This is a genomic window from Streptomyces roseolus (assembly GCF_014649855.1).
Taxonomy (GTDB): Bacteria; Actinomycetota; Actinomycetes; order Streptomycetales; family Streptomycetaceae; genus Streptomyces; species Streptomyces roseolus.
Genome location: NZ_BMTV01000011.1, coordinates 1 through 25,637, shown reverse-complemented (window position 1 = coordinate 25,637; position 25,637 = coordinate 1). Strand labels below are relative to the sequence as shown.

Here is a 25,637-nt window from a genome sequence, read left to right as displayed (position 1 = left end):
GGGAACGGCGGAGGCGCTCGACCGAGAGGTCGACGGCGACGGCATTGCCCGCCCCCTGTGTCGTCGTTGCCGTCGCGGTCAGGCCGGGAGAGGGTGGCGCGGATCCGGGACGGGGCGGGGCAGGCCGGCACAGCGCGCGCGGTGGCGGGTGTTGTCCCGCCGGTCGTTCAGAAGGGTTGGCACGACGGCGTCGGTCTCGTCGTGCCCGGCTGTGCCCCAGGCGCCGCCGCATGGACGAGGTCCCGGCGTTGCCCGCGCTCCACACGGCCGCGTCGTTCCGCTCGTTCCGGGCGTTCAGCTCCGCCTGCTCGGCCACCGGGGTCCCTCGCGGACGCGCCGGCATCGGAGCGGCGGCGGACCCGATCCGGCCGGCGAGGTCGGTCGCGTCGACGTCCCGAGGGCGGTCGGGGAGACCGTCCGGCAGCGATACGACCTGCTCGGGGCGGCGTTCGAGTTCCCCCGGGGCACGCGACGCGGTCATGCGCGCCTCCGCGCGGCCCGTCGTGACGGTGAGGCCGTCCGCGTCGACCGGCGGCCACGACGGCGTCGGCAAGGGCAGGCACGGCGTCCACCGGGTCCCTCTCCGAGACCGGCGAGAACGGCCAGGGCGGGGGCCGGAGCCGCGGCGCTGACATCGGGCCGTACCCGGGAGTGATCGACCTCGGCGGGCGGGCAGGCGAACGGGCGGGGGAGTTCCGTGGCGGCTTGGAGGAGGACCTTTGCCGCGGGCACCGCGCGCCGGGCGTCGGTGCCGGTGGCCGGCGCGACCAGCAGGCGGGGCAGGGCGCGTTCGTCGCCGGTGCCACGACGGTCGATCGACGGAGACGGCGCAGAGCGCGGTGCGGGCTCGCCCACGCGTGCGGCCGGTGCGGGGAGCGGTGGGCGGTGACGCGGCCGGGGAGGGTTTTCCCGGCCGGTTCGGCGAGGGTGGCGAGCCCTCCGAGGACCCTTCGGTCGCAGCCGCGGAGGTGGCGAAGTCCTCCGCCCGCGTCATGCTCGGCGTGACGCGGGCGGGCGACGAGTGACGCCGCACCTCCTCCGAGGGCCGACCCCTGCGCGGATTGACAACCTAATGCCCCTAGTTTAAAGCTAGGGGTATGAGGAACGGAGGGGTGCATGGTGCGTGCGGGGCTGACGGCGGAGCGGGTGACCGCCGTGGCGGCTGAACTGGCGGACGAGGTCGGGTTCGACCGGGTGACCATGTCGCAGGTGGCACGGCGGCTCGGGGTGAAGGACGCGAGCCTCTACGCGCACGTACGGAACCTGAACGACCTGCGTGGCCGGATCGCGCTCCTGGCGGCGGACGAGAAGACCATCCGCATCGCGGAGGCGACCGCGGGACGGTCGGGCAAGGACGCGCTGGTGGCGTACGCGAACGCCTGGCGCGCGTACGCCCACGAGCACCCGGGCCGCTACGCCGCGACGCAGACCCCCATCGAGATCGCCCCGGAGCTGGCGGCGGACGCGCCCGGACCACGCCGCGCGGTCGGGCTGACCTACGGCGTGCTGCGCGGCTACGGACTGGCCGAACCCGATCTGACCGACGCGGTCCGGCTGCTGCGCAGCACGTTCCACGGATTCGTCGCCCTGGAGGCGGCGGGCGGCTTCGCGCACGCGCGCACCCCGCAGGAGACCTGGATCCGGGCCCTCGACGCCCTGCACTCCCTCCTGGAGAACTGGCCCTCCGCCCGAGAAGGAGCCCCCTCATGACCGAGCCCGTCATCGGCAGCCTGCGCGTGGACGGCGCGACCCTGTACTACGAAGTGCGCGGCCAGGGCCCGCTCCTGCTGCTGATCCCCGGCGGTACGGGCGGCGCGGCCGCCTTCGACGGCATCGTCGACGCGCTCGCCGCCGACCACACCGTCGCGGCCTACGATCCGCGCGGCATGGGGAGCAGCGCACTGGACGACGCCGAGGCCGAGCAGCGCGTGTCCGTCCACGCCGACGACGCCCTGCGGCTGCTCGACCGGCTGTCTCCCGGCGAGCCCGCCCGGGTGTTCGGCGCCAGCTCGGGGGCGATCACCGCACTGCACCTGCTCACCGCTCACCCCGATCGCGTCGAACGGGTCGTGGCGCACGAGCCGCCCGTGGTGGAGGTCCTGCCGGACGCGCCCGAACACCGCGCGCTCCTGGCGCGCGTGCAGGACACGCTCCGTACCCGGGGGCTCCTGCCGGCGATGGCCGTGTTCGCGGCAGGGCTGAAGGACGGCGGCGACACCACGGCGTCGAAGGCCGCGCCGCAGACCGGGGTGAAGGCCGGGCCGGAGGCGGGGTCGAAGGCCGAGCCGGAGGCCGTGCCGGAGCTGCCGCCGCAAGCGGCCGCGCGGGCCGAGCGGACGATGGCCGGCCTTCCGTACTTCCTCGGACGCATCGTCCCCGCCTTCATGGCCTACACTCCGGACGTCCCTCGCGTGGAAGCGCTGTCGGACCGACTCGTCCTCGCCGCCGGCCAGGAGTCGCGCGGCGAACTCCCTCACCGCGCGGCCGCGTTCCTCGCCGAACGCCTCGTCGTCGACCTCCGGCACTTCCCCGGCGGACACACCGGCTCGACCACGCACCCCGCCGAGTTCGGCGAACTCCTGCGGAAGACCCTGCGCGCCTGAGCCCGCGCTCCCCGGCCGTCCGGGCGCCTCGATCGCGGCCCGGTCGGGGGAAGTGCCCGGCCCGCGGCCCGGGCTCCGTGGAGGGCGCGAGGGCGGCGACGACGGTGTCGAGGGGAGACGCGCCCGCCTCCGGTGACGACACCCGGTGGTCGTACCCGTCGGGAGGGAGGGTGGCTCAGGCGGTGGGCTGGGAGAGGAAGACCCGCTCCAGCAGGCTCCGCAGGCGGTCCCGGTCCCGGTCGTCGAGCCGGTCGAGGCCCGCCTGGGTGGTGCGCATTTTCGCGCGGATCGCGTCGGCGACGCGCTCGCCCTCGGCGGTGAGGACGACGTTCTTCACGCGGCGGTCGGACGTGCCGGCCTCGCGGCGCACCAGGCCGCGCTTCTCCAGCCGGTCGACGATCCCCGTGATGTTCGAGGCGTCGCAGGTCATGGTCTCGGCCAGGGCCCGCATCGCCGCGGGTCCCCGGCGCAGCACCGTCAGGGCCTTGCCCTGGCTCGCCGTCAGGTTCTCGCTCGCCGCCGAGGCGATGAACTCGCCGTAGTAGACGCCGAGGGACAGGGAGAGCAGCTCCATGAGCTGGGCCGTGTCGGCGCGGGGAGCTTCGGTCATGGGGGCACTCTACCCGGAGATACTTGACTACCTCAAATATCGAGCTCTACCGTCTTCGTCATTGCATGAGGTTCTCAAGCATCGAAGTTGTCAAGCAGTAGTCCTGAGGAGCGTCCCCGTGACCGTCACCGCGTCCCCCGCCTCCCGCGCGGCCGAGATCCTGTCCCGGCCCGTCACGCTGAACGGCCTGACCGTCCCGAACCGCATCGCGATGGCGCCGATGACGCGCATGTTCTCCCCGGGCGGCGTCGCCGGCGAGGACGTGCGGTCCTACTACGCCCGCCGGGCCGCCGCCGGCGTGGGACTGATCGTCACCGAGGGGACCTACGTCGGCCACGACTCGGCCGGCCAGAGCGACCGGGTGCCGCGTTTCCACGGCGAGGAGCAGCTGGCGGGCTGGGCGAAGGTCGCCGAGGCCGTCCACGCGGAGGGCGGCACGATCGTGCCGCAGCTCTGGCACATCGGCATGGTCCGCAAGGAGGGCCAGGCGCCCTACCCCGAGGCCCCCGCCGTCGGCCCCTCCGGCATCCGCACCGACGGCACCGAGGGCGCGGGCAAGGCGATGACCCGGCGCGACCTGGACGACGTCATCGGCGCCTTCGCCGAGGCCGCGGCCGCCGCCGAGCGCATCGGCTTCGACGGCGTCGAACTGCACGGCGCCCACGGCTACCTCATCGACCAGTTCCTGTGGGCGGGGACGAACCGCCGCACCGACGCGTACGGCGGCGACCCCGTGGCCCGTACGAGGTTCGCGGCCGAGATCGTGGCGGCGGTGCGCGCGAACGTCTCGCCCGACTTCCCCGTGATCTTCCGCTACTCGCAGTGGAAGCAGGACGCCTACGAGGCCCGGCTCGCCGAGACGCCGCAGGAGCTGGAGGCGATCCTGTCCCCGCTCGCCGCGGCCGGCGTCGACGCCTTCCACGCCTCCACGCGCCGCTACTGGATCCCCGAGTTCGAAGGCTCGGACCTGAACCTCGCGGGCTGGACCAAGAAGCTCACCGGCAGGCCCACCATCACCGTCGGCTCGGTCGGCCTCGACGGCGACTTCATCGGCGCCTTCATGGGCGAGGGCTCCCCGGTCCAGGGCATCGACGACCTCCTGGACCGCCTGGAGCGGGAGGAGTTCGACATGGTCGCCGTCGGCCGCGCCCTGCTCCAGGACCCCGAGTGGGCGTCGAAGGTCCTGGCGGGCCGGTTCGACGAGCTGAAGCCGTACGACGCCGCCGCGCTGAAGACGCTGAGCTAGGGCCGGTCGATGACGGCAGTGGGCCGTCGGGCCTGATGCCCGGGCGAGCGTCATCGCGAGCTCTTCGTGGCGCCGGACGACACGTCAGCGGGTCTGGCCCTCAGGACCGGGCCGGGACGGGCGTGCGCGTCGCTCTCCTTCGGCGGCTTCGATCCCGAGGAGGCGCTGATCGAGTGGGAATGCCTCCTGGCCGGTGGCGGCTTCGAGGAATCGTCGATGCCGGTGAGCCTCGCCCCGTCGCCGGCCAGGACGACGACGGACGCGTCGTCCTCGCGATCTCGCCCCGCCTTTCCGCCGCACTCGCGGCCGTTCGGCCCTCCGGGCCGCGCGACGTCGCCGCCTCGTGGGCTCGGATGCGTGCGGAGGACGGCGAGGTCATCGACACCGGGATCGCCGAGACGATCGTGGGTGATCCGGCCGGTCTCGTCAGCAGCGCCCGGCGCCATGGCCAGGGCGTCTGCTGCCGGGTTGCACGGGAGTCCGCGCCCGGAGCCGGAGGGCGACCGCCGCCGCGGCGGCGGTGCCGGGAAGGCGCAGCCGCGTCCGTCGTGACGCGGGGCGACGGCCCGGGGCCGCTTCGGGCGGTGGACCGCCCGCTCGACGGTGTCGCGCTCCTTGCGGCGGCCCTCGCCGAAGCCGGGCGGCAGTCCGTCGCGTGAGCCCTCGCGCATCGGGCCGCCTGACCGATGACCCGATGGAGGCGACTGCGGGAGTGGAACGGAGCCGGGGCCCGGCAGCGCCTGCGCGAGATGCCGCCGGCCGAGCTGCGGGCGGCCGGCGTGCTGGATCTGTTCCGGGCGTCGGTCGGTTCGAGCCACCTGCGGGCGAGGAAAGGCGGTGCGGCCACCGGCCCGCCCCCCCCGGGGGGACCGGGACAGGACCGGCAGCAGGCACCACATGAGCGTCGAGGCCCACGGCATCCCGCCGGCCGCCACGCTGACCGGCGGCAACCGCAACGACGTGACCCGGCTGGTCCCACCGATCCGAGCCGTCCCGCCGATCCGAGGCAGACACGGCCGACCGCTGCGCCGCCCGAAGCACCTCTACGCCGACCGCGGCCACGACCATGGGCGCTACCGCGATCGGCTCCGACGGTTCCGCGTCGTTCCGCACACCGCCCGACGCGGCACCGAACACGGCTCCGGACCCGGCGTGCACCACTGGGTCGTGGACGGCGCCATCGCACTACCGCATTGGTTCCGCTGCCCACGCATCCGCTGGAAGACCCGCGACGACATCCACCAGGCCTTCAACACGCGCGGTCGCACTGTCATGTGCCGGCGACGGCTGAGGAAGCCGCTCCGACGGCAGGCCGACGTAAGGTGGTGCCCCCTGTCGCGGACCCACGCCAAGCGCAAGGAGGAGCACATGCCCGCCAACTCGTCGGCGCTGGCGGCCGGAAGGCGTCATTCGGTCGGACGGCGGCGGGACGGGACCGTTCTCGCCGTGGGCGACACCGCAGCCGCTGAATGTCACGTCGAGCGATGGGAAGACGTCGTCGCGGTGGCAGCCGGCAACGTCCACGTCGCGACGAACACGGGCAGGTCTCATACGGTAGGACTCAGGTCGGACGGCACGGTGCTGGCGACGGGGTGGAACGGCGATGGGCAGTGCGACGTCGCCGGATGGCGCGGCGTCACGGCCGTGGCCGCGGGCTGGCGCCGCACGCTCGGGCTGCTCGCGAACGGCAACGTGCTGGCAGCCGGCCGGAGTTCAGAAGGACAGTGCGACGTGCGGTCCTGGCGCGAGGTGGTGGCCCTCTCGTGCGGTGACTGGCACTCGGTCGGCGTCCGGTCGGACGGTTCCGCACTGGCCGTGGGGAACGACCGACGAGGGCAGTGTGCCGTTGAGGGGTGGCGTGACGTGGCCGCCGTTTCGGCCGGGTATCTCCATACCGCCGGCCTCAGAGTCGACGGGCGGGCAGTGGCGACCGGAGACCGGGGAACCGGGGCGTGCGCGGTCGAGGAGTGGGAAGACGTCGTGGCACTCGACGCGGGCAGCTACCACACCGTCGGGGTCACAGCGTCCGGTCGGGTCCTCGCAGCGGGAGACAACAGCCACGGACAGTGCGAAGTCGGTGATTGGCGTGACATCGTCGCCGTGGCGGCGGGCGCGATGCACACCCTCGGCCTGCGTGCCGACGGCACCGTGGTGACCGCGGGGAACAACGCCGACGGACAGTGCGAAGTCGATGCCTGGTCCGGAGTCCAGCTCCCCTGAACCGCGGGCGCGCCAAAGAAGACTGACATCCCGTCACGCAGAGCTCAGGCCTCCTTATGATTCCGGCCCCCAAGGCTCGTCGGCCGCGGGGCTGTCGGGCTCATGGCTTGCGGTGCGCAGGCCGGGGAACGCGGCGTGAGGGTTCGCGGCCTGGACCCCGCGCCCTCATGGACGGGGGCGGTTCGCGGGACCGACGGGGCCTGTCGGGCAGGTCCATCGCCGCTGTGCCCGAGGCCCGCCGGCCTTCGGCCGCGGCACCCGTGGCCGGGTCATGACCGCGGGAGACGCGGGTGCGCCACCGGCCCGGCCGGGCACGAGACCGCCATGGTGCCGCCCCGGAGGCAGGCGGGCGGCATCGGCCGCCGGCGACGAGGAGGGGCCTTGGTGGTCGGTCCGCCGCGGGACCGCCCGAGGGCGGCTCGTCCGCTCGCCGGCCGGAGCCGCTCTCGACGGGCCCCGGTGGTGTGCCGCTGAGCAGGGCGGTCGTGGCGTCGGCCGAGACGACCTGTCGATCGGGTGTTGCCGCGTGCCGCGTGTCGCGTGCCGCGTGCCGGCGGATCAAGCGGGCCGACGGTCCACCCTGACCTTGCGGCAGTCGGCTCCCCTCTTCGGGATCTCGAAGCCGGCCGTGGCCGTACCAGAGCCCGCGGGCGCCGTCCGCTCACCGCCCGCGTCCGTCACCGTGCGCTCCAGGACGGCCTCGGCCGGGCCGACGTTCCCGGCGAGCCCCGGGCCGCCGTCGCCCCCTCCCCGCTGCCCCTCCAGCCCGCATCGTTGCCTTCAGGCGGCCCTCGCCCCTCCGTTCCTTTGCCGGACGCCCCTGAGCCGCGTACGGACGAAACGGTTCGCCTGGGGATTCGACGAACCGTTTCTCCTCAGAAGTTCCCCAGGGAGTTCGTCACGCCTTGGAGGGCTGTTGGGCGCGAGCCCTCCGCCGGGTCCGGCGCTCGGAGGAGAACTGCCCGACGAGCTCCCAGAAGCACACCAGGGAGGTGATCGGCGGGATCCCGAGCGTCACGTACGCCAGCACCGAGTGGGACGAGTGGCTCACGCACAGGGCCACCGCCATGGCCGAGGTCACGAGGAGCACCCCCCAGGAGCGCCTCGCCGGCTGGCGCTGTACGGCCGCCCGGAGAATCGAGAGGGCCGCGACGGACCAGGGGCCGTACAGCGTGAGCGGCCACCAGTGCGCGAGGTTCACCGGGAGGACGGACGCCGCGGTCTCCGAGAGCTGTCCGTACGTGTAGGCGATGGACCACACGAGCAGACACGCCGCGCACACGGCGATGGCGGCGAAGAGCGCCGTCACCTGGGTGATGCGCCGGTAGAGACCGAGGAACTGCGGTCTGGGCCGGGTGCGCCGCCGGTCGACCCTGGGCGCCTGCCGGTCCACGGGGTCGGCGTCCTGCGGCGGCCCCGGCTCGGCGGCCAGCAGGTGGGCCAGCTCCTCCTCCAGATTCCTGTGGCTCATCGTGGTCTCGAGCCCGTTGTCGTCCCAGGGCTGCCGGGTGGGAAGGGGGCCACCGTCGTACGGGGCGTGTTCGTCGCGCCCGGAGCGCGGGGGATAGAGCGGAACCTCGCGCCCCGCCCCGGGGTGCTGCGGCATCTCCCGCACCGGCCCCGCGGCGTACAGCGGGACGTCGTCCCCCATACCCGGGTACTCCCGCGCGTGCCAGCCCGCTCCCGTGGGGTACGGCGGGACTTCACGACCCCCGCCGGGGTACGGCGGGACCTCACGCTCCATGCCGGGGTACTGGGGCGTCTCCCGCACCGGCTCCATGGGGTGCTGCGGGACGTAGAAGTTCGTCTTGTCTCTGTACCAGTCCATCTGACTTTCTTCGTGCCCTTGTTTCAGATCGTTCCGTCGAGAGCACGGAGTGCGGAGGCGCGCACGTGATCTTCTCCGGTTAACTCGTGTGTGTGTCCGCGTTCCATAGAAGAACCCTTTCTGCAAACACCCCTTCCGACGTCATGCCCACCTAACGACCGAGGTCGGGGGAAGGTCGCACCACCAATGGGTGGTCACGACGCCTGATGGAGGGATGCGGGATCCGATCTTCAAACGCCCGAGCGAAACGCGTGACAGGTCGCGGAGTGGGGGAGGAGTGCGTGGCTCGTCGGCCGCCCCGACGTCAAGAAGGATTGACCGGGAGAGTTACCGAGATCTTGCAGCATCGTTTCCTCGGGCATGACCTCCTCCCCTCGCGTCACCGTGCCGGCCCTGGGTGAAACGGTTCTGCGCGAGTCTCCGATCTTTGCCGCGCTCGCCTGTCCATGGCTCGAGAACGGCCGGTTCGTCCCGGGCACGGCGAGCCGGGACCGCCCGTCGGCGGTCGTCTCCGGCACCGCGATCCTGCCGACCCCCGTCCTGGCCTTCCCGGCGACGGTCACCCCTGTCGCGCCGGAGCTCGTCCCCGTTCCCCGCGGAGTACGGCACGTGGTGCCGGGGGTGGAGCGCCCATGACCGGACGCGACTCGAAGAAGGCGCCCGGCCGCGCACCGCGGACCCCCGACTGCGTCGTCGCCCTGACCCTGGCGGCGTACACCGCCCCGGACCGGACGACGCCCGTACCCGCCCGGCTGCGCTACCACCGACGGGATCCGTACGCGGTGCACCTGGACTGCCAGGTCGACCGGCCGACGCCGGTCACGTGGGTCTTCGCCCGCGAACTCCTCGCCGAGGGGCTCGACGGCTGGGCGGGACCGGGCGACGTCTCCGTCCATCCGTCGCTCGACCCCGCCCACGACGTCGTCTACTTCTGGTTGCACCCACCCGGCTGTCCGGTGACGTTCCACGCACCGAGACCCGTCATCGAGACGTTCCTGGCGGCCTCGTACGCGATCGTCCCGGCCGGGGGCGAGACCGCGTACGTCGACCTGGAAGAGCTGCTCGTCCGTCTCGGGAACCGCGACGCCCCGCCCGCCGGCTGACGCGCGTCCGCTCGCCGGCGCGGGCGGCGGACCCCACCGGATCGCCCGGGACGTGTGTCACGGCAAGCGCGGCACCATCCACCGGGCGTACCGCGACGGGACGGAGGACCGGCCCGGCGCGCTCGGCCTGGTCCTCGACGCCCTCGTGCCGTGGAGGGCGAAGTACATCGACGCCGCCGTCGCCCGGCTCCGCGCCGAAGGCCACGAGGTCCGAGGCGAGGACATCGCCCGGCTCTCCCCGCTCAGGCACCGCGACCTGAACCCGCTCGGCCTTCGCCCTCACCGGGACGCCAGGCGCGGGGTGTCAGAGGGAGGCCTGCGGGTGTGCGGGGCTGAGGCAGTGGACGGTGCTTCGGGTGGAGTGTTCGGAGAGGAGGTCCCGCAGTTCGTCGGCGGCGGTGGCCAGGAGGCGGCCGTCGCGGGGGGCGTTCAGGGTTTCGATGACGAAGGCGACGCGGGTGGAGTTCTCGGTGACGCGGGTGCGGTGGGCGTCGCGGTGGTTCCAGTGCCGGGTCAGCACGTCGGTGGTGTCGGTGTAGATGATCTCGCCGGTCTTGGGGTTCTCGACGGTGTCGGGTTCGCCGAGCGGGGTGAAGGTCTCGGTGCCTTCGGCGTAGCGGATCTCGACGTCGCCGGTGACGTGGTCGAGGTCGAAGGCGCCGGCGGGCAGGCCGTGGCGGACGGAGACGGTGTTGTAGGAGTCGACGGCCGGGTTGATCCGGGGCAGGGTGCCCTTCTTCACCAGGCGGCGGCCGAGGGCATCGACGCTGGGGCGGATGCGGCGGGGGTTGGTGCCGAAGGAGCGGTAGGCGGTGTGCCACGCCTCGACGCGCGGGTCGTTCTCGTCGGCGGGGGTCCAGGCGCCGGCGGCGAGGTCCTGTTCCAGGATCTCCACGGCGGCGGCTGTGCGGGGCCAGGGCCGGCGGCCGTTCAGGCCGGTGGCGACGACGACGGCGATCAGGGCGTCGGGAAAGGCGTCGGCTACGGCGGGGTTGATGCGGAAGGCGGTCATCGTGAGGGCTGTTCCGTTCCGGGAGCGGGCTGGGGCGGCAGGGGTCAGGGCTTCCAGGTGCCGACGCGGTCCAGGCGGCGCAGCTGCTGGGCCGCGGTGGGCGCGTCCAGTGCGGCGCCGCGTTCGGTGAGCCGGCGGGCGGTGTCGGAGCGCTGCTCGACGGGCTTGTGGTCGTCGTACGTGAACTTGGCGCGGACCTCGGTGACGTGAAGGCGCAGGCCGCGGATGCCGGACAGCATCCGCCCGTAGGGAGGCTGATCGACCTCGACGGGGGCGTGGTCGCCGTCGGGCTGGAAGTGGGCCATCTGGTGGCGCAGCAGTTCGGCCTTGGCTTCGGGTTCGTCGACGACGGTGGCCTGGCAGGTGAACTGGACGGCGGCGTAGTAGCTGGTGGGGACGCCGTCGGTGGGTTCGGTGCCGGCCTTGGCGCGCCAGGGTCCGGGGATGAAGGCGTAGTCGCCGGTGACGGTGAGGGTGACGTTCGGGTCGGCCTCGATCGTCTTCCAGACGGGGTTGGGGCGGGCAAGGTGTATCAGCAGGGCCGTGCCGTCGACGGTGAAGTGGGTGGGCACGGTGATCGGCGCGTTTCCGGGCAGGCCGTTGACGCTGAGGATGCCGAAGTCGTGGCCGTCGGCGATCCAGGTCCGCCATTCGGCGTCGTCCAGGGCGGCGTCCCAGGGCTGGATGAACATGCTGGGTTCCTTCCGTACAGGGGATTCAGGTGAGGGCGAGGAGACTGACGGCGACGGCCGCGGTGCCGAGGCCGATGAGCTGTCCGCGGTGGATGCGTTCGGCCAGGACGCTGCGGGCGAGCAGGACGGTGCCGGCCGGGTACAGGGCGGTGATCACGGCGACGACGGCCAGGTCGCCGCTGCGGGCGGCGAGCAGGAACAGCAGGTTGGCCACCGAGTCCAGCACGCCGGCCGCCGCCGAGATCGCGTAGGCGGGCTTTTCCGGGCCCAGGCGCCGGAACATCACGCCGGCGGCGACCAGGGTGACGGCGGAGGAGACGGCACGGCCGACGATCAGCGGGCCGACGCCGCTGTCGGAGGGCGCCTGGTGCAGGAAGACCAGCTGCAGGGCGATCGCGGCCCCGGCGCCGAAGGCCGACAGCAGCGCGGTACGCGACGGCCGTGCCGACTTCGCGCCGTGCCCCGCGCTGACCAGGACCACCGCCGCCAGTGCCAGCGGCAGACCCATCAGCCCGGCCCAGCCGAGGTGCTCGCCCTGAACCAGCCCGACACCGACCGGAAGCATGGCCGAGACCAGCGCGGTGATCGGCGACAGCACGTTCATCGGCCCGATCGCCAGGGTCCTGTAGAGCAGGGCGAACGCCGCGGCCGACGCGACACCGGAGGCGGCGCCCCAGGCGAGGGTGGCGGGAGCGAAGGAGGCGCCGAGGAAGGGCCACAGCAGCAGCTCGACGGTGAGCGAGGCCGGCGCGGCGACCATCACCGTCCGCAGGACGTGGGCCTTGCGGGCGCCCAGGCCGCCGAGGAAGTCGGCGCAACCGTAGGCCAGGGAGCTGCCCAGGGCCAGCAGCAGAGCGATCACGATACGTACATCCCTTACTATTAATGGAACGACCACACCGTACAACGCACCGACCGCAGGTCGTCAACCGAACGACCGCATGGTGCATCACACCGACCTGCTGCTGGAGGGACGAAACCGATGGCCGAGACCGAGGCGGCACTGCGGACGCTCGCGCACAACGTCCGAGCGGCCCGCACCCGCGCGGGACTGTCCCTGGACGAACTCGGCCGGCGGGCCAAGGTGAGCAAGGGCGCCCTCGTCGGCCTGGAGAAAGCCCAGGGCAACCCGAACTTCGCCACCCTGGTCCGCCTCGCCGACACCCTCGGCGTCTCCGTCTCCGCGCTGATGGAAGGCAGCCCCGAGCAGCGCGTGCGGGTGGTGGGCGCCGACACCGTCATGCCCCTGTGGAAGGGCGAGCGCGGCAGCGAGGCCCGGCTCATGCTGACCACCGGCGGCCCGGCACCCACCGAGGTCTGGCGCTGGACACTGGAACCCGGCGAGGAGTACCCCAGCCACCCCCACCAGGCCGGCGTGACCGAGACCGTCAGCGTCACCAGGGGCGAGATGGTGCTCGTCGTCGACGGCGCCGAGTACCCCGTCGCCGCCGGACAGACCGCCGCCTTCGACGCCGACATCACCCACACCTACCGCGGTTCAGGCGACGAGACCTGCCACCTGATCATGACCGTCCACCTGCCCCCGGGGCCCGCGTAGCGCCCGATGGCCCCGGCCGTCGGATCGCGTCCGCCCTGTCTGTCGTCAGACGATCGTTTGGCGACGGACAGGACCTCGTCCGGAGGCGGCCGGGATCGAGGGCCCGGTCGTCTTCGAGGAGGCCGTCCCGGCCCCGGGGCAGCCGGCCGCCCTCGACGTGCCGGGCAAGGTCGCGGACTTCCTCCGCACCACCGAGCCGGAGCCCGCCGGGCGGGCCGCGCTCGACCGAGGGATGACCGTGCGGCCCGGCCAGGGCGGCCCGGCGGTCCCGGCCCGACGCGAGGTTCGACGCGCGGCGGCGGCACGGCGGCGATGGCGACGTGGCGTCTCTCGGACGGCCTGAGGAGAACGGCTCCCGAAGGCCGTCACCGTGTCTCGGCCGACGGGTCGCCGGGCTGGGAACGGGCGTGAGGCGAGCGGCCGCCGTCGTCGTCGGACCCGTCGGTCGACGGGGCGAGGGCGAAGGCGCCGGTGAGGACGGCCAGGGCCGCGGTCGCCGCGAACACCACGAGGGTGAGGGCGCGTGCCCGACGCTCGCTCGCGGCGCGGACGCACCAGGGCTGGGCGAGGGTGGAGGACGACGCGTCCTTGACGCGCCTTCGGAGCGGGTGGTCCGGGGCGCCGGCGACACCGCCGGGCAGCCGCCCGCTGATGACGGCGCGGGCATGCCGCAGCCGGCCGGCGGTGGCGGCGGTGGTCGCGTGCGTCTCGGCGGCGGCTTCCGCCACGCTCAGGTCGAGGCCGTCGCACAGCAGCGCCGTCCGGCGCTGCCACGGCGGGAGTTCCAGGAGGACGCGCACGACGGGGTCGGCGGCGGGCTGGTCGGTCCGGGGCCTGCCGGGGCGCAGGCGGTGCCAGGGCGCGAGAGCGTACTCGTGGGCCCGGGCCCTGACCCATGCCTCGGGGGCGGGGTCGTGCGCGACCTCGGGCCACTGCTCCCAAGCGCGGTGGAACGCCTGCTCGGCCGACTCGAAGGCGAGGCGGCGACAACCGGTCAGCACGTACGCCTGCTGGGTGAGGCCCGCTGCCGTGGACAGGTAGAGCGCGTCGAAGGCCGCCTCGGCGGAATCGGCCGCTCGGCCCGGCGTGCGGTCCGGACCGGCGTCCCCGACCGCGAAGCCCGCCGCCGGCCGCTCCGGGGCCGGGGCCTCGCCCCCGCGAGGGTCCGTCGCCGTTGCCGAATACGTCCTTTCCGGAGTGTCGCCCGGCCGGTCGATCGGATCGCGATGCATGGGTGTCCTTTTCCCGCGTTGCAGAATGGTTTCGCTTGAAACCGGTCGGTGTGTGGCGGGAACGACAGGGTCGATCGACAGCCCGATGCGGTTGCGCCGACCCGAGGAAGAATCCTTTCTCCGTCCTCGTCTGTCCCTCTCACGTCCACATAACGACATGATCGCGGCATGAGATGTCCGTCGATCCGGTGGCTGATTCACACGAAGGAGTGATGGGACGCCGGTGCAGGTCCGCAACCACGGATACGCCCCCGGAAACGATGCGGCTCCGGTTCGCCGCACCCTTCCTGACCGCGGCGAGCCCGGCGGTCCAGCAGGCCGAACTCATGAAGCCCCGTCCCGGAGGCCGGGAGGAGAGAAGGGCGACGCGCACGACGGCATGGACCTCGTGCCGGCGCAGGGGGCCAACGGTCGACGGGTCGTCGGCCGGAGCCCCCGCAGTGCGAGCGGTCCATGCCGGGACCGCACCCCGGGCGCTGTCGGCCGTCCATGAAGCCCAGCCCCTCGCACGCGAAGCAGGCGCCCCGGCCGACGCACCAGGGGCACAGCGCGTAACCGGGCGCCGGCGTCTCGGAAGCGGCCGCGCGCGGCGGGCGTTTCCAGCGGGTGCGGAACCAGACGGTGGGCGCCTTCCCCACGTGCTCAGCCCGATCCTCGACACGCTGAAGGGGCCGACTTCGAAGCCGTCTTGCCGCGCGAGGAGTCGTGGCCCCCGGGCGTCCTCGCCGACCTCGGTGCGCCGGCCGGCCGTGGTCACCGCGTCGGCCGCCGCGGTCACCACGTCGGCGACGGCTGCCACCAGCCGCCGCAAGGCGCCCGGCAGGCGGTCCGCCGTGCGCGCGAACTCCTCCGCCGCGCCCCCGATCCCCCGCCCACGAGCCCTCCCGCTCACCTCTGATCGTCACGCGTCCCACTGATACGACGCCCGCGTCACCCGCGTTCTGCGCGCCCCCGCCGTGGCCGGGCGGGTGGATGCCCCGCGCGCCGGGCTCGGAGCGCGGGGCGAGTCCTCAGAACACGCCGCCGTACTGGGACTCCGCGAGGGCGGCGGCACGCTGGTCGCGGAAGTTCGTCACGTACGCGTCGTGCATCTCCGGGCCGACGTACTTCAGGAGCGCCTCGTCGTTGGCGGTGAGCGCCAGGCCGGTGTACGTGTGGCTGCCGGTGAAGACCAGCTTCTGGTCCTTCACGCCCTTGTACGAGCCTTCGATCAGCAGGTACTTGGTGTGGGTGGTGGTGCCGGGGACCTCGGGTGCGGCCGGGTTCGTCACCTCGTCGTTCGACAGGCGGTGGAGGGAGATCCTCCCCTTCGCCGTCGACCGCGTCAGCCAGTACGCCGTCTCCCGGTGCGTGCCGGCGGCCGCGTAGTCGGAGAGCTTGCCGTGCACGACGTCGACGTAGCAGCCCGCGTCGGCGAGCCTCCACAGCTTCTCCGCCACGGCCGGCCGTGAGACGTGCCCGTTGGCGATGCGGATCACGGTCCGGCCGTCCGTCGTGCCGTGCCCCGGGGTGTTCCCGTGGCAGACCGGGGCGGCGGTCCCGTCGGCGTTCGGCACACGGGTCTCGACCATGCTCAGGACGTTCTCGACGACGTCGGTCGAGGAGCGCGGGAAGAAGTAGCCCTTGGCCTGCCCCGCCTCCACGTCGATGGCCAGGTCGCTCACCGTCCCCGAACCGTCCGGCTGCGCCTGCGAAGCGGCCATCAGGTCGAAGTAGCGGACGTAGCCGGCGTGCAGGGCGGCGTTGCCGGTGACGGTCATCGCGTCGTTCCAGCCGGACGCGCGGTCCCAGGTGGTGAGGTTCCCGGAGGACTGCACCACGATGTCCTCGACCACCGCGCCCGTGGCCGGCGAGCCGCTTCCGGTGGAGCGGGAGAACAGGAAGAACTTGTTGTGGTTGACACCGCTCGTGCCCGCAGCCAGGCACGGCCGGCCCGCCGCGCACACGCGGAACCATGAGGTCTGACCGGGCGCGGACGGCGCCGCGAAGGCCGCCTGGAGCTTGTCCCGGACCGCCTTCCCCGACGTGCCCATCCACGCCGCCGAGACGGTGGTGTCGTCGACGAGGACCTGCACGTTCACGTTGCGCCGGTGCGCCTGTACGAGCTGGTCGGCGAGCCAGGACGACCCGAACGCGTACAGGGATATGCGGATGGTCGACCCGGCGGGCGCGCCGTTGACGAGGCGTCCGAGATGGCTGAGGATCGCGCCCTGCTCGGCGGTCGTGCCGTTCGGCCTGTTGAAGACGACGCCGGTCTGCACGTACGCCTCGTCCTGCGCGGTGGCGGCCGGCGCGCCGGCCACGAGCAGCCCCACGATGAGGAGGCCGGTAAGGAACCTGTTCTTGATCACGGCCGTCACCCTAGTGCGGGGTGAGGGCCCGGCCCGCCCCCCCACGGGCCGTGAGCGTGTGCCCGCGCTGATGCGTCGTTCGACTCCGTAGAGTCGCTCACGTGTGCGTCGAGCCGGTCCCGTGCGCCTGGAGTCGGTCTCGTTCGCCTGGAGTCGGTCTCGTTCGCGACCGTGGGGCAGGGCCTGGGCGGTCCCGACGGCTTCGCCCACGTAGATCAGCAGCTCGAAAGGCGGGTCTCCTCGAAGGCCGCCGCGGTGGATTCGCCTCGGGTCACCACTGGGCGATGAGCGGCGCACCCGCCGTTCCGCCCTGCCGCCGCCACGCCTCGGTGAGGCGGGTGAGGCGGGCGGGGGCGGCGATGCCGCGCACGGTGGCGATCTTTCCGTCCACGATGTCGAAGGTCACGGAGCCGACGACCCGGTCGCCGACCACGCTGATGACGGCGGGGGAGCCGTTGACGAGCGCGTAGTGGATGGCGGGGGTACCGCCGACCAGGCGCCGCTTCGCGGGGGTGGGCTTGAAGCCGGCCCGTGCGATGGCGGCGACGCGCTGTGGAGTGTCGTACCGCAGCAGCCTCTCGGCCAGACCGGCGCCGTCGGAGATCGCGGTCGCGTCGTCGGTGAGCAGGGCCACCAGCCGTTCGGTGCGGCCCGAGGAGGCGGCGGTGAGGAACTCCTCGACGATCCTGCGGGCCGCCGCCCGATCGACCTCGGCGCCGCGGCGTCGGGCGGCCGTGACGCGCTGCCGGGCCCTGTGGAGGTGCTGCTGGCTCGCGGATTCGGAGATGTCCAGGATCTCGGCGATCTCGGCGTGGCCGTACGAGAAGGCCTCGCGCAGGACGTAGACGGCCCGTTCCATCGGCGACAGGCGCTCCATGAGCATGAGCACGGCCAGGGAGACGGATTCGCGCTGCTCGAACGTGTCGGCGGGGCCGAGCATCGGGTCGCCGTCGAGGAGCGGTTCGGGCAGCCAGGCACCGGCGGTGCGTTCGCGACGCGCCTGGGCCGAACGGAGCCGGTCGAGGCACAGGTTGGTGACGACCTTGGTCAGCCACGCCTCCGGCACCCTGATGTGCTGCCGGTCCGCGGCCTGCCAGTGGAGGTACGCGTCCTGTACGGCGTCCTCGGCGTCGACCGCCGAGCCGAGCAGCCGGTACGCCAGCGAGGCCAGCCGGTTTCGGCCGGCCTCGAACCGAGCGGTGTCGAAGGGATCGGTGACGGTTCTGTCCACGGGGACCACCCTAGAAGATCTCGCGGAAGGGGAGGAAAGCATCAGGCCGCCGCAGGCGCTGCCGGGCCGTCGACGGCGGTCGTGCCCTCGTCGCCGGCTCGGGCTCGGGCGCGCAGGCTGCCGACCAGGGACAGCGCCACCCCGAGCGCGAGCCAGCCCGCCAGGACGGCTGCGGGGCGGGTGGCGCCGTGGCCGTCGAAGAAAGCGGTGGAGCGCAGCAGTTGGCCGCCGGCCCCCGGCGGCAGCAGCTGCCCGAGGGCGCCGGACCGGCCGGGCAGCATCTCGGGCGCGGTCGCGGCACCCGACAACGGGTTTCCGACGAGCATCATGACGGCGGCGCCGAGGCCGAAGCCGACGGACCCGAGGAGTGACTCGAGACCGAGGACGCACAGGGAAGTGGCGGCGAGCGTCAGGGCGATGGCGCCGCCGTTGGCCCACGCGGAGCCGTCGAGCGAACCGAGCCAGAACTGCAGGATCGTCGCCATGGCGAGTCCGCCGGTGACGGCGAAGGCGACCGCTCCGGCGACGCGGCGGGCGCTGCCGCGGACGAGCCTGGTCAGGACCAGGGCGGCCAGGAGGCCGCCCATGACCAGCGGCAGGGCTCCGGCGGCCAGGCCCGCGCCGCGCGGATCGCCGGCCGGCAGCGGTACGAGGTCGCGGACGGCGGGCCCCGCGCCGGCTCCCGGTGCCTGACCGAGGCCGACGGCGAGGCCGGCCAGGGTCTGGGCGACGGCGACGCTCGCGCCGGACGCCGTGATGACCCGGGGCGTGCCGGAGCCGAGGTCGATCGCCCCGTACACCTCCCGGTCACGGATCAGCCGTTCGGCGGCGGCGGTGTCGGCGACCTCGGTGATGTCGAAGCCGCCGGGGAGCCGTCGGCCGAGTGCGGCGGCGAACTGCTCGACGGCGGGCGCGGGCCCGGCGACCGCGATCGGCACCTCGTGCACCGACGAACGGACGGACGGCCAGGCGAAGGCGGTGAGCAGCAGGCTGATGCCCACCGTGAGCAGGGCGACGGCCCTGGCCACGGAGGGCCAGGGCGAGACGCCGGCAGCGGTCCCGGGCCGAGCGGGGGAGCCGCCGGGCCCGGCCTGAGCGGGGGAGCCCCCGGGCCCGGCCTGAAGGGAAGGACCGGTGGGCCCGGGCTGCGCGGAGAAGGGTCGCACGGCTACGCCACCATCGCCTCGGCGGGCGACGCGACCGGTGCGGCGGCCAGGCGGTGCTTGCGCCGGGGCAGGCCGAAGGTCGGGTGAGCGGTGGCCCACAGCGACATCCGGACGATGCCCGCCTTGACGCGCACGGCCTTCCCGCCACCCAGGTACTTCGGCTTCGCCCGGCCCTCGCCGTCGACCATCTGCAGGATCGCGTCCCGCCGGCCGAGGCTGATGTGGTTGCCGACGTACTCCAGCTTGCTCTCCGCCATCGGGCGGCCGGTCAGCCGGGCCACGATCGCGTGGACGGCCCGACGGCCGGTGTAGCCCGCCGAGGCGCAGGACATCGGCAGCGGCCGGCCGTTGTCGCCGAGGGCGAGGGCGCTGTCACCGACGGCGTACACGTTCGGGTGCGACACCGACCGCATGGCGCGGTCGACGACGATCCGGCCGCCGTCGGTGACCTCGAGCCCGCTCGCGGCGGCGAGCGGGCCGACGGCGAACCCCGCCGCCCAGACGGTCGTGTCCGACGCCAGAACGGTGCCGTCGGAGCACACCACCCGTCCCGCCTCGACGGACTCGACCTCGGTGTGCTCCCACACGGTGATGCCCAGCCGCTCGCACGCCCGGCGCAGATGGCCGCGCGCCCCGGCCGAGAGGCGGGCGCCCAGCTCCCCCCGGGCGACCAGCGCCACCGACAGGTCGGGCCGCGACTCGGCGACCTCGGTGGCGGTCTCCAGCCCGGTCAGCCCGTCACCGACCACCACCACCCGCCCGCCCTCGTCCAGGCCGGTCAGGCGCTCCCGCAGGCGCAGTGCCGCGGGTCGGACGGCGACGTCGAAGGCGTGCTCGGCGACGCCGGGGACGCCGTGGGCGTCGCCGTGACTGCCGAGCGCGTAGACGAGCGTGTCGTACCCGAACTCGTCGCCACCGCCGGCGTCGGCCACGGCGACGACCTGCCGCTCGGGGTCGACCGCGGTGACACGGGCGATACGGAGCCGGACCCCCGTGCCCGCGAAGACCTCGGTCAGCCGCGGCGCCGCGACCTCCTGGCCGGCCGCGAACTGGTGCAGCCGCAGCCGCTGCACGAACTCCGGCTCGGCGTTGACCACGGTGATCTCGACGTCCTTCGGCGACAGCCGCCGGGCCAGGGTCCCGGCCACGTACGCCCCGGCGTATCCGGCCCCGAGGACGACGATGCGGTGCTGCTTCATGTCTCGCTCCTGTCGTTGTCTGCGTGCTCTCGACGGCTTGAGCGGGACAGCGTGTCGATTCCTGACAGGAAGAAGATGTGATGTGGGTCACATTGGAGGTGCGTCGTGGACCGAGTCCGACCTCGTGCCGGCCGCCTCGTGCCGGCCGCCTCCGGCCATGACGGCCGAGATGCTCGGCAGCGCGGCAACCGGGGGACTATGTTGGGGGGATGACTACCGGGACGGCCTCGCGCCACACACGGATCGGTGGCCCGGTGTTCTCCTGAGCGCCGTACGGGCCGTCGGGGGCCCGTTGCCCGATCGAGGAGCGTGCGCGGCTGCGCGGGCTCCGCCTCCGTCGTGTTGACCACAGGCTCGACACATCGACCACGACCGGAGGATCCATGCCGCTCAAGACCTTGCAGATCACCACCGCGGACGGCCAGGCCGACGCGTTCGCCGCTTTCCCCGACGACGGCGCACAGCACCCGGGAGTGCTGATGTACGCGGACGGCTTCGGCATCCGGCCCGTACTGCGGGACATGGCCCGCGAACTGGCGGAGCACGGGTACTACGTGCTCGTCCCCAACTCCTTCCACCGGCACGGCCCGGCACCCGTCGTCGAGCTGCCCGCGCACATCGGAGAGGAGGACCGGCCCGCCGTCTTCGCCCGACTGATGCCCTTGATCGAGGCGCACACCCCCGAACGCGTCCTGAGCGACGCCGACGCCTACCTCGAATTCCTCACCACCCGGCCCGAGGTCGCCGCCGGACCGGTCGCCGTGACCGGCTACTGCATCGGCGGCCTCTACGCGATGCGCACCGCCGCCGCCCACCCCGCCCAGGTGGCCGCCGTCGCCGCCTTCCACGCCCCCGTGGGCGTCGACGGCCCGGACCTCTTCTCCCGACTCACCGCTCGGGTCCACCTCGGCCACGCCGAAGGCGACATGACACCCGAGGCGCTCGACGAGCTCCATCGGGCCCTCGACGCCGCGGGCGTCGGCCACACCTCCGAGATCTATCCGGGCACCACCCACGGCTTCACCATGTCCGACACCGACGCTTTCAGCGCCTCCGGCCTGAAGCGCCACTGGGACCGTCTGCTCTCCCTCCTGGACCGCACCCTGACCAAGAGGGGGTGAGCACCCTCCCGGGGCGCGGCTGACGCCCGCGGGCCCGGCCCGGCGCCGGCCGGGTGCCGTCGAGGGGCCGGGAAGCGGCGGGCGAGGCCGTAGGGTTCTGCTCCGTGCCCCAGTTCGAGATATCCGACCTGATCACGGCGGTGGAGCCACACAGCGGCCGCCGGCTCCCGGTCCGCCGCGCCGAGGTGGTCCGGCTGCTCCTGGAGAACGGGGACGAGCGCGCGTCCCGGATCGTCGCCGACCTGCCCGTGGACCGGGACGGCGTGCTCGACCCGGGCGCCGTGGACCGTCTGCTCATCAGCGTGCACACCGAGCTCCAGCGCCTGAGCGAGGAGCTGCGGATCGGCGAACGGCTGGTCCACGTGCTCCGTCCGCTGCTCGCCGCGATCCGGTCGACGACGGGCGCGCGGTCCGGCCCGTACCGCCTGGCCGACGTCGGCTGCGGCCTGGGCTACCTGGTCAGCCGGTCACCGTCCGGCGAGCTCGGCGACGGCCTCCACCCACAGCTTCGGCAGGTCGGCCGCTGCCACGAGTGACCGGTCGTGGACGACCGTGAGGCGAGCGGTCTCCGTCGTGCGGACGAGGGAGAAGTAGCCGAGCATGCCGGGACTGTTCAGGGCGAAGACGCCGCCGCCCACGAGGGGCGCGTCGAAGACGCGGTAGGCGCCGTTGAGGTTGATGTGGCTGACGGCCAGCCGGAAGCCGGCGCGCTCCGTCGCTCGGCAGAGCAAGCGGGGCGGGACGCGCAAAAGGGTCCTCCAGCCGCTCTCCCGCAGCCCGGACTCCTTGTGCGCGAGGGTCTGTCCGGCCAGGTCCTCCAGGCGCCGCCGCGGCGTCGCCGCGGTGCACGGCAGCCGTACGATCGCCGGCAGCGCCGCGTTCCCCGGCGCGAGCGAGGCCCCCCGGGGACGGACCGACATCGGCATCACCACCCGCAGGTCCCTCGCCCGGCCGGTCCGCTGGTTCTGGAGGGCCGCGAGCGCGCCGGCCACCGCGGCGAGGTGGACGTCGTTGACCGTCACCCCCCACCGCGACGCCACCGCCCGCAGTTCCGCCTCCGGGACGTCCGCGTACGCCACGGTCACCTGCCCGCTCCGCGTGGCGCCGGAGCCCGCCGGCACCGTTTCCCGGTCGGGGAGCTTCCCGAGCGGCCACGTGGCCGCCCACGACGCGGAGCCGCGCCGCCTCCGCACGGGCGGCCGGTAGGGGTGCGGCCCTTCACACGGCTCGTCGGCCAGCAGCGCGGCCAGCAGGTGGGCGGCGCCGACCCCGTCCGTGATCGCGTGTTCGACGCGGAAGCACACCCGCTGCACCTTCTCCGTGCGGCACGTCAGCAGCCGCAGGTCCCAGCGGGGCGCGGGGCGGGCGGGCAGCGGCCGGCGCTGAGCCGCGTCGGTCGCCTCCGCGAGCCGGCCGTCCACCCGCTCCGCGCTGACGTGCAGCCCGGCTCGGGGCGGCGCGGTCCGCGTCCACGACCGTGCTCCGGGCACCGCCGCGACATGGAGGGGTTCCAGCCGCGGCGCCCGCTCGGCCACGCGGGCGCGCAGGGCGTCGAGCGTGAACGATCCGGCGGGAAAGTCCAGGACATGGCCGACCATGAACGGCTCGGAACCGCGGTCGGAGAGGAACGCGAACGCCCGGTCCAGCGCGTTCATCCTCCCCGGCCGTACCGACCCGGCGCCGGCCCCCTCGCTCACGCTCTCCGACACCCTCCGGACCCGCACGCACCCACCTCGCATCCGACCGACGCACAACCCGCTGTGCGAACGAGGCGGGCCGGTGAAGGGACACGGCGTGCGGGTGACCGTGCCGCCCGTGGCGCGGGCGCCTCATGCCGGTGGGCACCGCGCGCCGTCCGGCGAGCGGTCCTCGTCACCCGCGGACGGCGGCCTCGATGTGGGCGAGGTGGGCGGCGAGGATCTCTTCGAACGCGGCTCGGCGGTCCACGCCGAGGGGGCGGACGTCCCGGGCGAAGTGGGCCAGGGCGGGGAAGCGTTCGGGGTCCGCGCCGAGTACCGCGACGCGGAACAGCTCCATGCCCTGTTCGTACTCCTCCTCCGTGATGCTGCCGACTCCGGCCTCGGAGGCGATCAGCGCGGCGACGAGGACCGCGAGCCGGTGGTAGTGGGCCGGAACCTCCTCGTCGGGCAGTCCCGCCGCGCGCAGGGACTGCAGCACCTCTTCCATGACCAGCCGGGAGCCGGCGCCGCCTGACGCGTACCGTCCCCAGACCGCCGCGAGCTGGGGCTGCCGGCCGAACGCCTCTCTCACGCGCAGGGCCAGGGCGGTGATGCGCTGCTTCCAGTCGCCCTCGGCGCGGTAGCCGTCCATGGAGGCCAGGAGGATCCGGTCGGCGACCGCGCGCAGCAGTTCGGTCTTGCTGCGGAAGTGCCGGTACAGGCTGGAGGAATCGGTCCCGAGGGCCGCGGCGAGCTTGCGCACGCTGAACGAATCGGCGTCGCTCGTGCGCAGCAACTCCGCTGCCGCATCCAGGATTTCCTCGGTCGTCCAGCGCCTTCGACCTGCCATTTCGCCCCTCTCGTCGGGCCGAGTCTAACCTATGCACTTGGTGTTGCACGCACCGCGTGCATAATGAGGACATGGGCAGGTCGAGGCATCGGCAGCAGGCGGGCCGACGTGCCTCGCGCGCCCCGTCGCCCGCGTCGGGCGACGTCTGTGGAGCTGATTCGAGCCATGCGAAAGGACGCATCGCGTGAAGAACTCACTGGATTCGGCGGCGCTGGACGCCGCCGCCGAGAACGTCCACCGCGCCGGGATCCCGGGCGTGTTCGCCGAGGTGCGCGCCGGTGACCGGGTCTGGCGAGGCGCCGCGGGGGTGGCGGACGTCGCCACCGGACGCCCCGTCACCCCCGGCACGCGGCACCGCGTCGGCAGCGTCTCCAAGACCTTCGCCGCCGCCGCGGTGTTGCAGTTGGCCGAGGCCGGCCTGGTCGGGCTCGACACGCCGATCGGCCGGTACCTCCCGGAGCTGGTTCCCGGGGAGCGCGGTGACGCGATCACGGTCCGGATGCTGATCGGCCACACCAGCGGCCTCGCCGAGTACCTCCCCCACGCCTACCCCTCCCTCAAGGCGCTCCCCGTCGTCGCGGACACGAGCCCCCAGAGCCTGGACGACCACCGCTTCACGCGCTTCGACCCCGTCGAGCTGATCGGAATGGGCGTCACCGCACCCGCCGTCGGCACCCCGGGCGGCGCTCCCGGGGTGTACTCCAACACCAACTACCTGCTCCTCGGCCGTCTCCTGGAACGGGTGACCGGCACGCCGGCCGAGCGGTACATCACCCGGAACGTCATCGAGCGCGCCGGGCTGCGGGACACCGGGTACCCCGCCGGACCGCACGTCGGCGAACCGCACTCGCAGCTCTACGAGGCGTGGTTCGGAATGATCGACCCGCCGCGCGACTACAGCGTCTACGACATGTCGTGGACGGGCCTGTCGGCCTCTCTGATATCGACCGTCTCGGACCTCAACCGCTTCTACCGGCTGCTGCTGGCCGGCGAGATCGTCCGCCCGTCGTCGCTGGCGCAGATGCAGCGCACCGGACCCGTCGTCACCCACGAGGGAGCCGTGATCGACTACGGCCTCGGCCTGTACCCGATGGCGGAGCCCGGCCAGGACACCTTCTGGGGCCACGGCGGCATGGTCTGGGGCGGCGGGACGCTGGCCATGATCAGGGCCGACGGCGAGCGGCAGCTGGCGGTCGCCGTGAACATGCAGCGCTGGAACAGGCTCGACGCCTCCGGCAGTCCGCTGCCCCACCCCATCGACGACGCGCTCGCGGCTCTGTACCGCGTGGCGATGTACGGCTGAACGGCCTGGCGCGGGCCCACCGCCGACCTGCCCGACCTCGGGCGCCACCGGGGAACACCACCGCGCCGGCGCAGCCGTGCCGCACCCTGCCCGAATGAGGCGGCCGCGGCAGGCGGGCCCGTACGCATGCTCCGCCACCCACCCGACGAACCTCGCAGAACGGACGTCCCGACATGACCGCTGCACCGATCGATCTCTTCTCCTCCTTCATCCACCTGGACCCGAGCGGCCGGATGAGCGCAGGACGACCCGTGTTCGACCGCGAGCGGGACGGCTGGCAGCTGATGACCTTCCACGTGGAGACCGACGCCGACGTCCACGGCGACCACTGGGAGATCCACGCCGAGGCGGACGAACTCGTGTCCTGCCTGACGGGCGGAATACGTCTCCGCTTCCGTCCGGAGCGGCCGGGCGAGAAGGAGGAAGAGGTCAGGCTGGCGGCCGGAACGGCGGTCGTCGTCCCGCGCGGGCGATGGCACCGCATCGCACTGGACGGTCCCAGCGACATCATGTCCGTCACCCTCCCGCGCGGCAGCCGCCTGGAGAAGCGCACCGAGGCCTAGGGTCTGTTGCGAAAGTGGATCTTGTTCGTTGATGATCACGTCCTGTGGGACGTGGGGATCTGACGAACGG

The 25,637-nt window shown here is 73.4% G+C and carries 24 protein-coding genes and 1 pseudogene; 12 read left to right on the top strand and 13 right to left on the bottom strand.

Annotation, left to right across the window (positions count from 1 at the left end; translation table 11 throughout):
• Positions 1-1,116: 1,116 nt before the first annotated feature.
• Both IE245_RS15060 and IE245_RS15055 read left to right on the top strand, forming a co-directional pair.
• Positions 1,117-1,710 (top strand): TetR/AcrR family transcriptional regulator, encoded by a 594-nt coding sequence (locus tag IE245_RS15060; protein ID WP_189947553.1) that lies wholly within the window; start codon positions 1,117-1,119, stop codon positions 1,708-1,710.
• Positions 1,707-2,603 carry an alpha/beta fold hydrolase gene (locus IE245_RS15055; RefSeq protein WP_189947551.1) on the top strand — a complete coding sequence of 299 codons (897 nt, stop codon included), beginning with the start codon at positions 1,707-1,709 and terminating at the stop codon, positions 2,601-2,603. Before IE245_RS15060 ends, IE245_RS15055 begins: the two co-directional genes overlap by 4 nt.
• A 175-nt stretch (positions 2,604-2,778) precedes the next feature.
• Here IE245_RS15055 and IE245_RS15050 read toward each other — a convergent pair whose 3' ends face one another.
• The gene (locus IE245_RS15050) at positions 2,779-3,213 is read right to left on the bottom strand and encodes a MarR family winged helix-turn-helix transcriptional regulator (protein WP_229851290.1); all 435 of its coding nucleotides are present in this window, start codon (positions 3,211-3,213) and stop codon (positions 2,779-2,781) included.
• 118 nt (positions 3,214-3,331) lie between these two features.
• On the opposite strand from IE245_RS15050, the gene IE245_RS15045 reads away from it, so the two are divergent.
• Complete coding sequence (locus IE245_RS15045) at positions 3,332-4,459, top strand: NADH:flavin oxidoreductase (RefSeq protein WP_189947549.1); 1,128 nt, start codon at positions 3,332-3,334, stop codon at positions 4,457-4,459.
• A gap of 50 nt (positions 4,460-4,509) precedes the next feature.
• On the opposite strand, the gene IE245_RS15040 is transcribed toward IE245_RS15045, so the two are convergent.
• Positions 4,510-5,130: a hypothetical protein gene (locus IE245_RS15040; RefSeq protein WP_189947546.1), complete on the bottom strand. Its 621-nt coding sequence runs from the start codon at positions 5,128-5,130 to the stop codon at positions 4,510-4,512.
• Between the two features lie 226 nt (positions 5,131-5,356).
• Between IE245_RS15040 and IE245_RS36925 the strand changes: the two genes are divergently transcribed.
• A complete protein-coding gene (locus tag IE245_RS36925) occupies positions 5,357-6,679 on the top strand; it encodes an RCC1 domain-containing protein (RefSeq protein ID WP_229851289.1) in 1,323 nt (440 codons plus the stop codon).
• Positions 6,680-7,577: 898 nt separating this feature from the next.
• On the opposite strand, the gene IE245_RS15030 is transcribed toward IE245_RS36925, so the two are convergent.
• Positions 7,578-8,507 carry a DUF2637 domain-containing protein gene (locus IE245_RS15030; protein ID WP_189947544.1) on the bottom strand — a complete coding sequence of 310 codons (930 nt, stop codon included), beginning with the start codon at positions 8,505-8,507 and terminating at the stop codon, positions 7,578-7,580.
• A gap of 360 nt (positions 8,508-8,867) precedes the next feature.
• Here IE245_RS15030 and IE245_RS15025 point away from each other — a divergent pair, with 360 nt between their 5' ends.
• From IE245_RS15025 to IE245_RS15015, 3 genes and pseudogenes are all read left to right on the top strand, one after another.
• Entirely contained in the window at positions 8,868-9,143 is a 276-nt protein-coding gene (locus tag IE245_RS15025) for a hypothetical protein (protein WP_189947542.1), read from the top strand.
• The gene (locus tag IE245_RS15020; protein ID WP_189947539.1) at positions 9,140-9,610 is read left to right on the top strand and encodes an SsgA family sporulation/cell division regulator; all 471 of its coding nucleotides are present in this window, start codon (positions 9,140-9,142) and stop codon (positions 9,608-9,610) included. The genes IE245_RS15025 and IE245_RS15020 overlap by 4 nt, the downstream gene beginning before the upstream one ends.
• Positions 9,611-9,644: 34 nt before the next feature.
• A pseudogene (locus IE245_RS15015) lies at positions 9,645-9,881 on the top strand (Tn3 family transposase); the annotation flags it as partial.
• Between the two features lie 33 nt (positions 9,882-9,914).
• Here IE245_RS15015 and IE245_RS15010 read toward each other — a convergent pair.
• From IE245_RS15010 to IE245_RS15000, 3 genes are read right to left on the bottom strand one after another with little or no spacing between them, the layout of a single operon-like run.
• Positions 9,915-10,622, bottom strand: coding sequence for a B3/B4 domain-containing protein (locus IE245_RS15010; RefSeq protein ID WP_189947537.1), 708 nt, complete (start codon positions 10,620-10,622; stop codon positions 9,915-9,917).
• Positions 10,623-10,666: 44 nt separating this feature from the next.
• On the bottom strand, positions 10,667-11,314 hold the full coding sequence (locus IE245_RS15005) for an FMN-binding negative transcriptional regulator (protein ID WP_189947535.1): 648 nt from the start codon (positions 11,312-11,314) through the stop codon (positions 10,667-10,669).
• 25 nt (positions 11,315-11,339) lie between these two features.
• Positions 11,340-12,176: an EamA family transporter gene (locus tag IE245_RS15000; RefSeq protein ID WP_189947533.1), complete on the bottom strand. Its 837-nt coding sequence runs from the start codon at positions 12,174-12,176 to the stop codon at positions 11,340-11,342.
• 120 nt (positions 12,177-12,296) lie between these two features.
• Here IE245_RS15000 and IE245_RS14995 point away from each other — a divergent pair, with 120 nt between their 5' ends.
• Positions 12,297-12,872: a helix-turn-helix domain-containing protein gene (locus IE245_RS14995; protein WP_189947531.1), complete on the top strand. Its 576-nt coding sequence runs from the start codon at positions 12,297-12,299 to the stop codon at positions 12,870-12,872.
• Between the two features lie 365 nt (positions 12,873-13,237).
• Here the strand turns inward: IE245_RS14995 and IE245_RS14990 are convergent, their stop codons facing one another.
• The 5 genes from IE245_RS14990 to IE245_RS14970 all read right to left on the bottom strand — a co-directional run bounded on the left by IE245_RS14990 (position 13,238) and on the right by IE245_RS14970 (position 20,051).
• Entirely contained in the window at positions 13,238-14,104 is an 867-nt protein-coding gene (locus IE245_RS14990; RefSeq protein ID WP_189947529.1) for a SigE family RNA polymerase sigma factor, read from the bottom strand.
• A gap of 1,010 nt (positions 14,105-15,114) precedes the next feature.
• Positions 15,115-16,455 carry a phospholipase D-like domain-containing protein gene (locus IE245_RS14985; RefSeq protein ID WP_189947527.1) on the bottom strand — a complete coding sequence of 447 codons (1,341 nt, stop codon included), beginning with the start codon at positions 16,453-16,455 and terminating at the stop codon, positions 15,115-15,117.
• Between the two features lie 271 nt (positions 16,456-16,726).
• Positions 16,727-17,686: a sigma-70 family RNA polymerase sigma factor gene (locus IE245_RS14980; protein WP_189947525.1), complete on the bottom strand. Its 960-nt coding sequence runs from the start codon at positions 17,684-17,686 to the stop codon at positions 16,727-16,729.
• A 41-nt stretch (positions 17,687-17,727) separates the two neighbouring features.
• Complete coding sequence (locus tag IE245_RS14975) at positions 17,728-18,714, bottom strand: hypothetical protein (protein ID WP_189947523.1); 987 nt, start codon at positions 18,712-18,714, stop codon at positions 17,728-17,730.
• Between the two features lie 140 nt (positions 18,715-18,854).
• Positions 18,855-20,051, bottom strand: a complete 1,197-nt coding sequence (locus IE245_RS14970) for an NAD(P)/FAD-dependent oxidoreductase (protein WP_189947521.1) — start codon at positions 20,049-20,051, stop codon at positions 18,855-18,857.
• Between the two features lie 383 nt (positions 20,052-20,434).
• Here IE245_RS14970 and IE245_RS14965 point away from each other — a divergent pair, with 383 nt between their 5' ends.
• A complete protein-coding gene (locus IE245_RS14965; RefSeq protein ID WP_189947519.1) occupies positions 20,435-21,172 on the top strand; it encodes a dienelactone hydrolase family protein in 738 nt (245 codons plus the stop codon).
• 104 nt (positions 21,173-21,276) lie between these two features.
• Complete coding sequence (locus tag IE245_RS14960; RefSeq protein ID WP_229851288.1) at positions 21,277-21,708, top strand: class I SAM-dependent methyltransferase; 432 nt, start codon at positions 21,277-21,279, stop codon at positions 21,706-21,708.
• Here IE245_RS14960 and IE245_RS14955 read toward each other — a convergent pair.
• On the bottom strand, positions 21,640-22,827 hold the full coding sequence (locus IE245_RS14955; RefSeq protein WP_189947517.1) for a hypothetical protein: 1,188 nt from the start codon (positions 22,825-22,827) through the stop codon (positions 21,640-21,642). The two genes, IE245_RS14960 and IE245_RS14955, sit on opposite strands and share 69 nt — an antisense overlap.
• Positions 22,828-23,044: 217 nt before the next feature.
• Positions 23,045-23,701: a TetR/AcrR family transcriptional regulator gene (locus IE245_RS14950; protein WP_189947515.1), complete on the bottom strand. Its 657-nt coding sequence runs from the start codon at positions 23,699-23,701 to the stop codon at positions 23,045-23,047.
• Positions 23,702-23,885: 184 nt separating this feature from the next.
• On the opposite strand from IE245_RS14950, the gene IE245_RS14945 reads away from it, so the two are divergent.
• Together IE245_RS14945 and IE245_RS14940 are read left to right on the top strand one after the other, a co-directional pair.
• Positions 23,886-25,004 (top strand): serine hydrolase domain-containing protein, encoded by a 1,119-nt coding sequence (locus IE245_RS14945; RefSeq protein ID WP_189947513.1) that lies wholly within the window; start codon positions 23,886-23,888, stop codon positions 25,002-25,004.
• A 173-nt stretch (positions 25,005-25,177) separates the two neighbouring features.
• On the top strand, positions 25,178-25,567 hold the full coding sequence (locus tag IE245_RS14940; RefSeq protein ID WP_189947510.1) for a cupin domain-containing protein: 390 nt from the start codon (positions 25,178-25,180) through the stop codon (positions 25,565-25,567).
• Positions 25,568-25,637 lie beyond the last annotated feature (70 nt).

What these genes read in the sequence shown, in the direction of transcription:
- IE245_RS15060 (WP_189947553.1), top strand. Translation starts at nt 1,117, where the DNA reads ATGGTGCGTGCGGGGCTGACGGCGGAGCGGGTGACCGCCGTGGCGGCT.
- IE245_RS15055 (WP_189947551.1), top strand. Translation starts at nt 1,707, where the DNA reads ATGACCGAGCCCGTCATCGGCAGCCTGCGCGTGGACGGCGCGACCCTG.
- IE245_RS15050 (WP_229851290.1), bottom strand. Translation starts at nt 3,213, where the DNA reads ATGACCGAAGCTCCCCGCGCCGACACGGCCCAGCTCATGGAGCTGCTC.
- IE245_RS15040 (WP_189947546.1), bottom strand. Translation starts at nt 5,130, where the DNA reads ATGCGCGAGGGCTCACGCGACGGACTGCCGCCCGGCTTCGGCGAGGGC.
- IE245_RS36925 (WP_229851289.1), top strand. Translation starts at nt 5,357, where the DNA reads ATGAGCGTCGAGGCCCACGGCATCCCGCCGGCCGCCACGCTGACCGGC.
- IE245_RS15030 (WP_189947544.1), bottom strand. Translation starts at nt 8,507, where the DNA reads ATGGACTGGTACAGAGACAAGACGAACTTCTACGTCCCGCAGCACCCC.
- IE245_RS15025 (WP_189947542.1), top strand. Translation starts at nt 8,868, where the DNA reads ATGACCTCCTCCCCTCGCGTCACCGTGCCGGCCCTGGGTGAAACGGTT.
- IE245_RS15020 (WP_189947539.1), top strand. Translation starts at nt 9,140, where the DNA reads ATGACCGGACGCGACTCGAAGAAGGCGCCCGGCCGCGCACCGCGGACC.
- IE245_RS15010 (WP_189947537.1), bottom strand. Translation starts at nt 10,622, where the DNA reads ATGACCGCCTTCCGCATCAACCCCGCCGTAGCCGACGCCTTTCCCGAC.
- IE245_RS15005 (WP_189947535.1), bottom strand. Translation starts at nt 11,314, where the DNA reads ATGTTCATCCAGCCCTGGGACGCCGCCCTGGACGACGCCGAATGGCGG.
- IE245_RS14995 (WP_189947531.1), top strand. Translation starts at nt 12,297, where the DNA reads ATGGCCGAGACCGAGGCGGCACTGCGGACGCTCGCGCACAACGTCCGA.
- IE245_RS14990 (WP_189947529.1), bottom strand. Translation starts at nt 14,104, where the DNA reads ATGCATCGCGATCCGATCGACCGGCCGGGCGACACTCCGGAAAGGACG.
- IE245_RS14970 (WP_189947521.1), bottom strand. Translation starts at nt 20,051, where the DNA reads ATGAAGCAGCACCGCATCGTCGTCCTCGGGGCCGGATACGCCGGGGCG.
- IE245_RS14965 (WP_189947519.1), top strand. Translation starts at nt 20,435, where the DNA reads ATGCCGCTCAAGACCTTGCAGATCACCACCGCGGACGGCCAGGCCGAC.
- IE245_RS14955 (WP_189947517.1), bottom strand. Translation starts at nt 22,827, where the DNA reads ATGAACGCGCTGGACCGGGCGTTCGCGTTCCTCTCCGACCGCGGTTCC.
- IE245_RS14950 (WP_189947515.1), bottom strand. Translation starts at nt 23,701, where the DNA reads ATGGCAGGTCGAAGGCGCTGGACGACCGAGGAAATCCTGGATGCGGCA.
- IE245_RS14940 (WP_189947510.1), top strand. Translation starts at nt 25,178, where the DNA reads ATGACCGCTGCACCGATCGATCTCTTCTCCTCCTTCATCCACCTGGAC.